The sequence below is a fragment of the Fulvivirga ulvae genome (assembly GCF_021389975.1).
Lineage (GTDB): Bacteria > Bacteroidota > Bacteroidia > Cytophagales > Cyclobacteriaceae > Fulvivirga > Fulvivirga ulvae.
On the sequence record NZ_CP089981.1, the window covers coordinates 4,658,549 to 4,672,046 of the forward strand.

Consider the following 13,498-nt stretch of genomic DNA (forward strand, 5'->3'; position numbering starts at 1 on the left):
CTACGCTTTAACATCTTCAAGGAATATTTTTACATCATTGAGGGCATCTTTACCAATGCTATCTATGATCATAATGCTATGATTTTTATATGGGCTCCAATCCATTTTTTTGTCTTTTGTGCTTATAACGGCTTTTCCCTGAATGGGCTTACGCCTTCCAAAACCCGGGGCCTTTAGCAGATCCAGTAGTTTCATTCTTACCCATTGATCGTTTACATTGCTTTGAAAGATGATGGCCGCATCGAAATCACGCAGGTTCGCTATGTGATGTTGTCGCAGGTTCAGCAACTCACCTTTAAAAGAGGGGATCAAAACGTTATACCCTGAATCCTCAATAAATTTTTTGATAGGGGCAACTTCTTTCTCATCGGTTTTGTCGTAAAGTACATAAACATTTGCCTTGCCATTCTGACCTGCTTTTCCGCTTTCACGGCGGTTAAGCTTCTTATCAATTCCTACCTCTATCAGTTCTTCTCTCACTATGTTCTTAAAATCTTCAAGTGGTGTTTGTAGTATCTCCGCGCCTTCGGTGGAGGACAGGTCCCGCTTAATACTTTCAATAAAGGCCAGTTGTTTTTCACTGGCATTTTGCAGCCTTGGGGAGATCCAGATCAATCTTGAAAACTCAGACTTATCTTTAAGTGTTGCACTCTTTTCTGCGGCAAGCTGGTTTTGGATGTCAACAATGGAGCGGTCTGAGCCCTCCGGAATCTCACCGTAAGAGCTTCCGATCAGGTGTATCGACAGGCTGCTTTCCTCTATCTCTCTCTTTATCTCACTTTTTAGTTTGGTAATGTTCAGGGGTAAGTTACGGTCGGGGAGTACCTTATAGCCATGTCTTTGCAATTCGCGTTTAATGATATTACGCTGTATTGTAAGGTCATGCCCGGTTTCTGCAAGATATATTGATCTTCTTGAAAAAATAGGCTTTATTCCTGCCCGTGAATCTTTTTGTTTGACCAAGATCAGGCATTCATGGATGTCATAGGCAAGATCAACCATTTTCATCCAGAAATCCTGCTCTGCCTCCAGGGTAAAAAAGTCTTCATAATCGGTGGCCTCACCCGAGTCGAGGTTAATGTTATATAAATTAAAGCCTATAAGGTCTCGTAGCTTTGTAGGTTGTTCCTCGATAGTTAAAGGTTTTTTAATGACCTTAAATACTCTTTGTTGCTCAGTATTTACGGTTTTGTAAAACTCTTCCAGGGTATCAAGGCACTCTCCGGATTCAATAAAGGCTGGTGACATGATCGGAACAAGAGTACCTACCTCTTTCATATCTGAGGCAGTTACACTATCATGCTCAGATTTTAGCAGTACATTGGGTTTTTCTCCAAGTACCTGTATGAGCATTAATTCCAAGAACCTTTTAAATTCGTTAACCCATCCTTTTCCGTGATCATTGGGCTGGTTATCTGCATCAGCGTATACAATCAATATGTCAATCTTAAAGGTCATACTGGCTTTAATTTTCCTGGTTTAATGAATAGGATAGTTGGTAGTTATAATTAATGTTTTTGATAAACCCCTGGGCAAGTTCGTGATGGTTGGCCATAACATTATAAAAGTTAAACACGGAAAGATGAAAGATCACCGCATCTCCAAAGGCTACTATATGTGTTGCTTCAATGTGTTCTTCCAGGTTAAAAATATGACCAAAAACGTCACCGGTCTTTAATCTTTGAACGTCTCTTTCTCCATGCATGACCAGGGCTTCACCATAGGCCACAATAATTATTTCTTCCTCTTCGGCATTTAATACAGGCAGCGACTGGCCTCCTTTGAGGTGTGCTGTATGCATTTTATCTACAAGGTCGCAAAGTAGTATACCTTTTATATTGTTGAATACCGGTAGGTTTTTAAGGAACATAACCATCTCTATACCTAGAAAGAATCCATCTTTCATGCCTTCCTGCATTCTGTTATTTTGAATAGATTCATGTATAAGCTTTTGTGTTTTGACCGGCAGTCGTTCTGATATTTTTTCGAAGGTATGCTGATCTTTATGATACATCACCCAGCCTGCCACTTCATGTAGTAGCTTATCACGATTAAACACCTGTGCGATCAAACCTTTACTTATCCTGAACTCAGGGAGGTAGACTAGACAATGGATAGCACATGCCTTGGTCCATCGGTTGATCTGATTGTAGTTTTTATTGAGGATAAAGTTCAGTACCTGTATCAGGTTGTAACTTTCCCGAGGGAAGTGGATTTGAAGCTGATTAACTTTATCATGGATGGGAATGTCGTCGATAAGCGGGAAAAGCTTGGGCTTCAATTCCGGGGCAAGAAAGAGGTCGAGCAACTCTATGGCGAAGGCAATGCCATCGCTGGTGCCGGTCTCTACGTTTTCACGTACCAGTTGTACCGACTGAGGGTCATACATGATGGACAAAATCATGTATATCGTATCTTCATTGTTACTTATCTCTTCCTTAATGGCATTTCTGAGCTGATCAAAGCGTACTTCGTTTCCGGGTATTTCTATCAAAGCGGCAAGGTTCCATATAGTCTTGCCAATTTCATTTTCCAGCAGGTTTGTAAGGTTAGTGATTTCCCTGCTCTGTGCCTGATAGTTAAAATACCGGAATGATAATAATATCTGTTTTACTATTTTTTTATCAGGATATTCTATTTTCTTCCATAGTAGTTCTATAGCCTCCGGGCCACCTATTCTGCCCATGATCTGTACAATTTTCAGCATTACCTGGTCGCTTTGACCGGATTTGTGAAAGGCGCTCTCCAGTGTAAAAAGTACAGCCTCGCCATTTTCGCAAAGTGCTGAGGAGGCCGCATTGCTATAGGTGGGAGAGTCCAGAAGTTCAATTAGTATAGTCCAGGTTTCAGGGCGCTTCACCTTACGGGCAGTAATGATGGCCTCCATCTTTACACGAGGGTCAATATCCCTGAGCAGCTCCAGCAGCACAAATATATTATGGTCGTTGATCAGTCTTCTGAGGAGCTTTGCCGCCAGTATTCGGTCTGTAGTTTTTATGGATTTACTGAGCTTGGCCAGCTTATTTGCCGGTACAGATATAACTTCCGAGTCTTCCGAATCGCTGGCCGCTTTTTTGGCCAGTTGGTGGAGCTCCTTATTTCTGTCAAACTCAATGTCGAGCGATTTGAGTTTTTCGGTAGCGTAGGCTTTGATCTTCCCCGAGTCACTTTCTTTAAGCCTGATAATAGAGGATTCGAATAGGGCCGGCTCAAGCTTTTCCATCAATTTCAACCCATATAGCACACTTTCATCGGCCTTGCTGTTAATCTCATTCTCAAGTACTTTATCCAAAGAATATTCTTTTTGAAATCCGTGCTTGCCTTTATTTTTAATAAGGGTAGACTGCAGGGTATCTTTGTAGTTATGGTGCATTTTCCTGGTTATAAAATACCAGACAGCCAATATTGGCAACGTAAATACGGTGATATGGATCAGGCTGAATACCCTGACGTTGTTGATCAGTATAATCAGACCCCCTGCAATCAGTCCTGCAAAAGCTGTAATTACACCCTCAATCTTGGTTTGTACGTCGAACCTGACTGACCCGTCAATAGGCAGAAAATACAGTTTAAATGCCGGGCCATCCAGTGCATCTTTGAGTGAAGCTATAAATAATTTACTCATGGATATGATCACGAAGAAGATCACAAATGTTTCACTGAGGCCTGAATAACCAAAGGTATACCCAATCGGAATGGCCAGCAGGGTAAAGATGGAGATCAGCAGCGGGTTGATCAGCAAAGAAACTTTCAGTCCATAGATGGCAATGATCCTGTCGGTAACGAATGTCTGGAAAAGGAAGCTAAATATAACCACTGTGGCCTCGAAGTAACTCAGAAACTTTGGCAGCTCTTTTTCATTGAACTGCGTGGTGGTTACGTTCAGAAAAGAATAATCAACGAAGTTAACGGCAATCATTGAAATGATGACAAAGAGTGACATCAGGCCGATGTACTTGTCTTTGATAATCATACGATAGTTTATTCTCTGTGCTTTCTCATGTCCCTTTTTTATAAATAAATGTTTTTGCGTGATAATAAAGAACACCCCAAGATAACCCACTATACTGATCAGGCTGACAAACAATAGCTCTTGTGTGGAGATATATTTTAACATGAACGGTATGGAAAACAAAGCTATAATGGATGCTATGAGCTGTCCGGTATCAACGCTGCCTATGACCCTTTTGGCTTGCCTCAGGTTAAACATTCTGCCGAATGAACCCCAAAAAATAAGAAGCACAATGAAATTGGAGGGTACTATAAATGTAAACGCAAAGAAATATAATGGCAAAGGATCTTCTGTTGTTCTAAAACCAAATTCCATTCCTGCCAGAATCAGGGTTATTAAAAACAGGGAACCGATAGCCAGCTTTTGAAATGGAACTCTGCCCTGAAAATAATTGTATATGGCAGTTGTGACAATACCAAGGATACCTGATAGGAGAATAGCCAACGGAAGCTCCTCCTTCTCGTCAAAATTATTCAGAAATAAAGTAGAAGCCCCGACATCCAGTGTAGCAAGGAAGATACCGATAAAAAAACCCATGCCAAGCAGTAAGAATATCTTGGCGGCATCATTTTCTTCTACATTTAAAACCTCAAGGATTTTTTTGTTAAAGCCCATACTACATTCCTAGAATAAATTACAATTTAATATTTAATAATTAGAATGGAATAGCAATTATACAAAAAATGAGTAGCTATGGGGGCACTATCATTTGCTGATAACCATTGGTTTACAGCGAAAATACGATTCTTTTTGCTGATAAATTAAATAAACCAACGGGTAATGATAAAAAATAATGGAAACACATGTAATAGAAATGATTAAATTTGTATGTTGAAATCCCATAGATATTGCTTTATTATAGAAAAATTGAAATACAATTGAGAGGAATGGAAAGAAAAAGATCATCAGTTACCTTACTAATAGCACTGTTTATGCTAGTTGGCATAACGACCACTTTTGGACAAAATGTGGATAAGAAAGTATACGATGCAGACAAATATTTTAAAATAAGAAACTACAAAGAGGCGTTGTCGCTGTACCTGGAGGCTATCGAGGCAGGGGTTAAAGATCCTGTGGTTTATTACAGGACGGCAGTCAGCTACCAGCATATGTTCGAAATTGAAGAGCAGGTTAAAGCGATACCTTACTTTGAAAAGGCAATAGATGCCGGGACAGATCAATTACCTGTCCATGTGTATTATGATCTGGCTGATGCCTATCATAAAAATGAACAAATCGAAAAAGCCCTGGAGTACTACGGTAAGTACAAAGGAATGCTTAAAGGTGACCAGGGAGAAATTGAAAAGGTCAATCGTGCCCTTGAAGTTGCCAATAATGCCCTGTCGATGATGAGCAGCCCAAAGGCCATTGAGGTAATTAATTTTGGGCAGATCATCAATTCACAGTATACCGAGTATAATCCTGTGGTGTCTGCCGATGAGAGTGTTATGGCATTTACGGCTTTGCGTCCTAACACTGGTAAGACCAGGTCAGGAGATAAATTCATTGAAGAGGTTTATATTTCTTATAATTCTTCAGGTAACTGGTCGCAGCCGCAGCCGATCAGGATTGCTTCCGATTACAACGTAGGAACCGCCGGAATATCCGCTGACGGACAAAAAATGCTGATCTTTATCGGAGGAGCCGGAGGCACTGGTAACCTGTATACCATAGATAAATCAGGTAATGACTGGTCAACTCCGGTAACTATGGGTAATAAAATTAACTCCAGGTCACATGTGGAGACTACTGCCAGTATTACTCCTGATGGAAAAACGCTGTATTTTGCCAGTAACAGACCCGGTGGATACGGAGGGCTTGATATCTACAAATCAGTTAAGAATGAAGCCGGAGAATGGGGAGACCCCGTAAATGTCGGCCCTGAAATAAATACCAGGTATAACGAAGATGCACCTTTTATACACCCTGACCAGTGGACCCTCTTTTTCACTTCCGACGGACACAACACCATGGGAGGCAGAGATATTTTCGTAACGAGGTTATTTAATAACAAGTGGACCACGCCGGAAAATATGGGATATCCCATAAATACTACCGCAAACGATAATTACTTCACGCTTACTGCTGATGGAAGAAAAGGTTACTTTTCGTCTGATAGAAAAGGTGGCCAGGGTGGCCAGGATATATATTCGATCAATATGCCTGAAGAAGAAGCCAATATACCCCTTACCATGATCAAAGGGCGAATACTAAACGGGGAGAATAATGAGCCGTTGCCTACCACCATTTATATAGTGGATGTAGAGTCTGGCAAGAAGCTGGACTTTGTGTACCAGCCGGACCCCAAAACGGGTAACTACCTTATCATTTTACCTCCGGCTAAAAACTACGATATGATCATTGAGTCGGAGGGCTTTTTGCCATATACTCTGAATATCAATATTCCCGGGCAAACTTACTTTTACGAATTGTATCAAAAGATATACCTGAAAACCATTAAGCAGTTTGAAGTAGTTGTGGGACAGGAGGTAGAAGTTAAAAATGCTTTCTACGACACTCACGAGGATGCTGTTACCGATATCAGAAAAACCCATGAAGCAACCCTGGTTAAAAGCGATAGCATTGATATGTATGACCTGATGAACGATTTGATTGAAGCTGAAGACCAGGCCGGTATCGATTACCTGGTGAGCCTTATCAATATGAAAAATCCTATTGAAGATGTAAACTTTAATGAGGCCGGGGTTGTAGAGGCGGCCACAAGGGTTTATTATTATGATGAAAGTGATGAAAGCAAGTTTGAGCAAAAGGAGGTAAATGGCAAAACTATATTTTCGTTGCCAACCATGTATGTGACAGAAGAGGCTGAGAAGCAAAAAATGCGAAGCAAGGAAAGGTCTACCAAATATGATCAGGCTTTGCTGAAGGACGTGGTGAAAGTTTACTTCGATGTAGCAAAGAGTGAGTTGCAACCTTCTTATCATACAGAGCTTAATAAGATACTGGAGACCCTGAAGAAATACCCTGAACTTGGGGTGCAGATATCTGGCTATGCTTCAGCGGAAGGTGATGAGAAATTTAACAGAGAGCTGTCAAATAAAAGAGCCATAGCCGTGCTGGACTACATTAATCATAAGGGGGTGGTTAGGAGAAGGATCATCGCCAAAGGGTACGGTGCTACCAAAACGGATAACTCCAATAAAGAAGAAAGCCGACGTGTTGAAATACAGATTGTTGACCTCAACGAACATGGCAGAGAGGTAAAATGACAAGCAATACTAAGAGGTAATGGATTCCACCTCTTCGTGGCTCTCATTACCTTTATTTGAAGAGTTATATATTTTTACCCGGTCCGCTTCGTCTATCTTAGTGGCCGGGTATATTAATATCAGATTTAAATCGGTAAAGTATTTATTGATCCTCTTTGGAAGGCTCTTTAATTCATGCTGATAAGACATACCCCCCTCACGACTTGATATAACCACAAAAAGGTCATCCGCATTGAGGTCTTTAGACAATACCAAAAAATCTTTCATATCAACAAACGGTGAATAGGTGATAGGAGGGTTTTTCTTTTTGACGGATCCTTTAATAGCTGCCTGCGTTTGCCCGTTGCAGAAGAATAAAAGCTTCGTGCGCAATTCTGATCTTAAAATATTGATCTTGCTCAGCCATTGATGAAATCCGGGCTCCAGTTCTGCGTGCGGTGGGCAAAGTACTTTAATTTGCCGGGTAGTGTTGAGTGTACCGTGAATGTTGCAAAACAGAATTGCTTTGTCGGTAGAGTTTATGATACTTTCAACTGTCTGGTTAAATACTCTGCTTAGGAATGTCCTGTTCTTGGGCCACCCCATAACTATTATATTAGCCATGATCTCCCTGCTGATTCTTATTATGCCATTGGCGGAGTTAAGGTCAAAAGTAACCACGGTTTTAAGGTTTGTTTCTGATGCAGAGGCATACCTGACAAAATAATTAAGATCGCGCTTAATCTTCTGCATTTTCTGCTCTGCATCATCATCGTACTTCACTACGGAAAGAATATGAATGACAGATGGACGTTGTTTGCTTTTTAATAAGATTACGAGGTCGACAAGTGATTCAAGGTTATCGAAGTTGGCGATAGGGATTATTATATTTTCTTCATGGGCTGTAATTTCATGTTCTTCATCCGGTAAGGCCTTCCGCTCCTGGATGAGCTTTTTTGAAGCACTTTCCGTTGCAAACGAGGCGATTATGCATGTTATCAGGATCAAAATAACTGTTCCGTTCAAGATGTTTTCATCGATAATATCTGCCCGGTAGCCAACCAATATAACAGCCAGCGTAGCTGCTGCATGGCCACTGCTTAAGCCAAATATCAATTTGCGTTGGTTTGCCGAATATCCGTAGACCTTCTGGGTTACCAGGGCTGCGCCGAACTTTCCGGCCAGGGCTACGATGGACAGGGTCAACGCTACAATAATAGCTGTAGGGCCCTGAAAAAGGATTTTTAGGTCTACCAACATACCCACACTGATCAGGAAAAATGGAATGAATATGGCATTACCTACGAATTCCAGCCTGTTCATCAAGGTAGATGAGTGAGGGATAAGCCTGTTAAGGGCAAGGCCGGCCATGAAGGCGCCAATTATAGGTTCCACACCGGCAACTTCGGCAAGAAATGCCGACAAAAATACAAGAGACAGGATCAGCACATAGTGCGAGGTCTTGTCCTCTTCGAGGTGAAGAAAAAACCATTTGGCTACTTTGGGGATTAAGAAGAAGATAATGAACAAAAAAATGGTTAATGATACTACCAGCTTTAACCAGAATTGAGGATTGAGGCCACCTTCCACTGAACCAACTATTACAGCCAGAAGGATGAGTACAGCAGTGTCGGTAAGTATGGTGCCTCCAACTGTAACTGCTACAGCCTGATTTCTTGAGATACCAAATTTGGCAGCAATAGGATATGCCACAAGCGTATGTGTTGAAAACATACTGGCTATCAACAGGCTGGCTGTCCAGCCATAGCCCAGTAGATAATGGCAAACCGGAATGCCGAGCGACAAGGGTATGATAAAAGTGAAGAAACCAAAACCCAGGCTTTTATACTTGTTTCGTTTAAATTCATAAATATCAAGCTCAATACCAGCAATAAACATGATGTAAAGCAGCCCGATGGTTGAGAATAGGTTAATTGCTGAGTTTTGTTCAAGTATATTCAGGCCGTGGGGTCCTATAATAACTCCTGAAATGATCAAACCTATAATACCTGGGACCTTTATTTTTTTTAATAAAATAGGCGAGAGTAAGATAATAAAGAGTATCAGGGAAAATATTGGAACGGCATTGGTTAGCGGCAGCTCAAACTCTTGTAGCAAGTGATCAAAAACCCCCATATTAGCACAATTTAAATTCTACTTCAGGAGGGCTGACCCCTCTATACGTTAAAATAAGACCACTGGCATTTGGCCTGATGGCTCTTTCCTTCTAAAACAGAAGTTGTTTGAAATTGTTCTGCCTCAGTAAAAGGAAGTTTATCAGACCTTGCTGGCCCTAATAATATGCAGGAAATATAGGAAAGTTTCATCTATGTGCAATATCAGAATTGACCTTTTTATTTTTGTCTAAACTTAACAGGCAGCACCTTGTTTAAGTGATAGCATTCTCAAAAAAGACAGATCATTTAAACAGATAAACATCCATGAAAAAGTCTGGTAAGCAATGGCTGCTACACTTGTTGCAGTACGTGTCGATAGCACTTATATTCGCTCTTTTTTTCGGCTCTGCTTGCTCCCAGGATCAGGTACAAACTGAGGCAGGGCAAATAAAGGTAGAAAATCTGGCCGATGGCCTTGACCATCCCTGGGGAATGGCCTTTCTGCCTGATGGACGTTTACTGGTAACTGAGCGTGCCGGAGATTTACGCATTTTAAATAATGACAATACGCTTTCAGAACCGTTGCAGGGAGTTCCCGAAGTGTTTGCTAAAGGACAAGGTGGATTACTGGACGTGGCGCTTGACCCTGAATTTTCAGATAATAAGTACGTCTATTTATCTTATGCCGAACCCGGAGACAACAGCACGGCCTCCACAGCGGTAGGCAGAGGTAAACTTCAAGGAAATACCATTACCGGCTTTGAGGTGCTTTTCAGGCAGGAGCCTAAAGTGGATGGTGAAAACCATTTCGGAGGAAGAATAGTTTTTGATAGCGATAATAGTTTCTTCCTTACCATGGGAGAGCGCTTCAAATTTGATCCGGCACAGGATCTTTCCAATCATTTAGGCACTATTGTACGCATCAATAAAGATGGGTCAGTGCCGGACAATAACCCGTTTATCGGTCAGGAAAATGCCAGGGGAGAGATCTGGTCTTACGGGCACCGTAATATAGAAAGTGCTGACATTGACCCGGCATCGGGCAGGCTATGGATAGCGGAAATGGGGCCGAGGGGAGGTGACGAGCTTAACCAACCGGTAAAAGGTGAAAACTATGGATGGCCTGTTGTAAGCTGGGGTGAAAATTATGATGGCACCGACATACCTGACCCACCCACAAAGCCCGGTTTTACCGATGCCCTGATGCACTGGACGCCGGTGATATCACCTTCAGGTATGCGGTTCTATACGGGAGATATGTTTTCAGAATGGAAAGGAAGTGCACTGATAGGCGGGCTTACAGCCCAAGGCATTGTAAGAGTGACTGTGAGCGGTGGTTAGGCAAAAGAGGTGGAGCGGATAGACCTTGGAGCCCGTATTCGTGATGTGGAACAGGGGCCGGATGGCTCTATATATGTACTTACAGACCAGGGAAACGGAAATGTATGGAGGCTTACCAGGGCAAACTGAATCTAAGGGGAAGCATAGACAGTTGATGGCTATCCGCAAAAGCAGTTGGCAAACTGAATGAAATAGCAATGGATTCAATAGCACCCAAAAAGAATCCCACCGGCATACCGGCGGGATTCTGAAAGCGATTAAAAGTTGGCTCTGAGGGAGAGAATAAAATTCCTTCCCGGTGCAACTATTCCTGAGCTGTAAGGACGATACCTTTGGTCTGTGATGTTTTCCAGGCCTCCACTTACAGACAGGTGGTCAGTAAGTTCATAGTTAGCCTTGAAATTTAAAGTGTACCATCCCGGTGAATACGGGTTGCCGTCGTCGTCAATGGCATAGATCTCAGTTTTTCCCTGCTCTTCTTCCGGAAGGTCATCAAATTCTCTTTTACCACTATAATTAGTATAAAGTTGCATGTTGAGTTTGTCAAACTTATAAGCAAGCCTTGTTACACCAAACCATGGAGCTGCATGTCTTGAAGGGCTTTCCTCTCCATTGTCCAGCTCCTCGGTACCTTTCTGGTAGCTGAAATCGGATGATAACTCAAACCCATCGGGCAAATTAAGTTTAAAGCCGGCCTGTACACCATAAACGTGGGCCGTAGCAGCATTCTGGATCGCCTGTACCTGGCTAAGGGTGCCGTCATACATGATACTGTCCTCACCGTTCAGGGTGTAATCGCGGCGGGTGAGAGCATTCTGCAAGCTTGTATAATAGGCACTAACATCTATTTTAAGCAGATCATCAAAAGTTTTTGCAATGCCCAGATCAAGGTTATAGGCGTATTCGGGATCAAGATCAGGATTAGGGACTACTACCGAACCCGGCTCCGAATCAAAAACTTTACCCATGTCGTCAACATTGGGAGAGCGGAATGCCGTGGCGGCATTCAGACTGATCACCAGGGTGTTGGAAGGACGGTATACTGTACCTATGCTTCCGGTTAAAGCGCCGTTGTTCAGCTCGGCTTCAGAAAAAGGGAAAGGGTAGAAGCGTGTATCGAAGGTGGCATCGATATTAACCTGGTTGTATCGCAAACCTCCCTGCAAAAGCAGTTCCTCGGACAAGTCAAACTGGCTTGAAGCATATACTCCGTACGATGCCCATGTAGCCTGCGGATATCTTGAAGGCCCTGGTGAACTGGTGCCTGTGGATATATCTTCATTGATGCCTGTGGAGGTTACCTCATTTTCTACCAATTCGATCCCGTAAAACAACGTGGCTTTTTCGCTAATAGATTTGATGAAATCCAGGTTGGTTGAATATGCTTCCACCTCCTCGACCCGTGTTTCACGAAGTGGATCGTTGAGATCACGGCTGATCCTGCTTTCCTCAAAAGATTGCTGGGCAAGTCTTAAAGTAGCCTGGTCAAACAGTCGGGATTTTCCCGAATAGCTAATGTTCAGGTTACTCATCAACCATTTTTGCGGTCCATAGCCCCACTCTCCATAGCGGGGAAGGCCATCCCTGTAGCGGATGTGCCTGTCATAACGCGAATAATCCGAGGTTTCAGAATAATGGAGTCCGTATTCAACGTCCCATTTATCATTGGGTTTATACCGGAGTTTTTGCATCATATTGATCTGCGTATATCCTGAAGGCACCTGGAGCTGCGGATCGTCGTTGGTAACAATTATATCCATGCTGTCCTGTCGCTGTACATAAAAAGGCCGCAGGTATTCGTCAGGCCCGTGGCTGCCCATACGCAGGTCTCCATAATTGTTGGAGCTGATACTGGTTACCGATGCCCATTTCTTCCAGCCCACATTGATGTCAAAATGCCCTGTTTTTTCATCGTTGGCAGAAGAGTATCTGGTTACCGCTTTTCCTGTAATGAGCGGATTGTCAGATTGTGACAATTGAGGAGTAATCGTTTGAAAACTCATCACACCACCAATGGCATCACTACCGTAGATGATCGATCCGGGTCCGAAAAGCACTTCTGCATTTTCAATGGCAAATGGATCCAGAGAAATTACATTTTGCAGGTTGCCTCCCCGGAATATGGCCGTGTTCATTCTTACACCATCTACGCTATAAAGTAGCCGGTTGGTGGCAAAGCCACGGATCATAGGGCTTCCACCTCCCTGCTGGCTCTTTTGGATAAATACCTTGCCCGATATATTCAGCAGGTCGGCGGCGGTCTGGGGGTTTTGCAAGGCCACCTCTTCCTGAGAGATCGCAATTATTTTTGACGGCACTTCCGATGCCGACTGGTCCCACCGTGTGGCTGATACCACCACTTCGTCCATGGTGAACTCCGAATGAGCGAGGTTTAAATTGAATGATTCGTTTTGTAATTGTTCATAACTTTTTGTTTCCCTTTTATAGCCCAGCAGGTGGATCACAATCTTTTCTGCATCTTTAAATGAAGAAATATCTGCTTTTCCTTCCGAATTGGTCGTTGCATAGGCTTTGGGTTGTTTACTCATTATGGCGACCATCTCCAGAGGCTCGCCGGTTTTTTTGTCTTTAATGGTTATTACCTGGGTGTATCCATAGCATGACGCACCCAGTAACAAACACAAGAAAATTAACTTTTTCATTGTAATGTTTTGGGTAGATAAAAATTCATGATGCCATTCAAACTTCATTTTCGAGAACAGGAGCGTGACCTCAGAGGGTTGAGCACCTGAGATGAAAGGCATACGTTAGCAGCATGGCTAATTCATGCGTTAGCTGCTTTTGAAATAGCTTCAGCA

The 13,498-nt window shown here is 42.6% G+C and carries 5 protein-coding genes and 1 pseudogene; 2 read left to right on the forward strand and 4 right to left on the reverse strand.

Annotation, left to right across the window (positions count from 1 at the left end; translation table 11 throughout):
- Both LVD17_RS19785 and LVD17_RS19790 read right to left on the reverse strand, forming a co-directional pair.
- On the reverse strand, window positions 1–1,458 hold the full coding sequence (locus LVD17_RS19785; protein WP_233760743.1) for a hypothetical protein: 1,458 nt from the start codon (window positions 1,456–1,458) through the stop codon (window positions 1–3).
- Between the two features lie 7 nt (window positions 1,459–1,465).
- On the reverse strand, window positions 1,466–4,627 hold the full coding sequence (locus LVD17_RS19790) for a hypothetical protein (protein WP_233760744.1): 3,162 nt from the start codon (window positions 4,625–4,627) through the stop codon (window positions 1,466–1,468).
- A 272-nt stretch (window positions 4,628–4,899) separates the two neighbouring features.
- Between LVD17_RS19790 and LVD17_RS19795 the strand changes: the two genes are divergently transcribed.
- A complete protein-coding gene (locus LVD17_RS19795; RefSeq protein ID WP_233760745.1) occupies window positions 4,900–7,242 on the forward strand; it encodes an OmpA family protein in 2,343 nt (780 codons plus the stop codon).
- A 9-nt stretch (window positions 7,243–7,251) separates the two neighbouring features.
- Here LVD17_RS19795 and LVD17_RS19800 read toward each other — a convergent pair whose 3' ends face one another.
- A complete protein-coding gene (locus LVD17_RS19800) occupies window positions 7,252–9,357 on the reverse strand; it encodes a cation:proton antiporter (RefSeq protein WP_233760746.1) in 2,106 nt (701 codons plus the stop codon).
- Between the two features lie 305 nt (window positions 9,358–9,662).
- On the opposite strand from LVD17_RS19800, the pseudogene LVD17_RS19805 reads away from it, so the two are divergent.
- Window positions 9,663–10,808 (forward strand): annotated as a pseudogene (locus tag LVD17_RS19805) (PQQ-dependent sugar dehydrogenase).
- A 128-nt stretch (window positions 10,809–10,936) separates the two neighbouring features.
- On the opposite strand, the gene LVD17_RS19810 reads toward LVD17_RS19805, so the two are convergent.
- A complete protein-coding gene (locus LVD17_RS19810; RefSeq protein WP_233760747.1) occupies window positions 10,937–13,342 on the reverse strand; it encodes a TonB-dependent receptor in 2,406 nt (801 codons plus the stop codon).
- Window positions 13,343–13,498 lie beyond the last annotated feature (156 nt).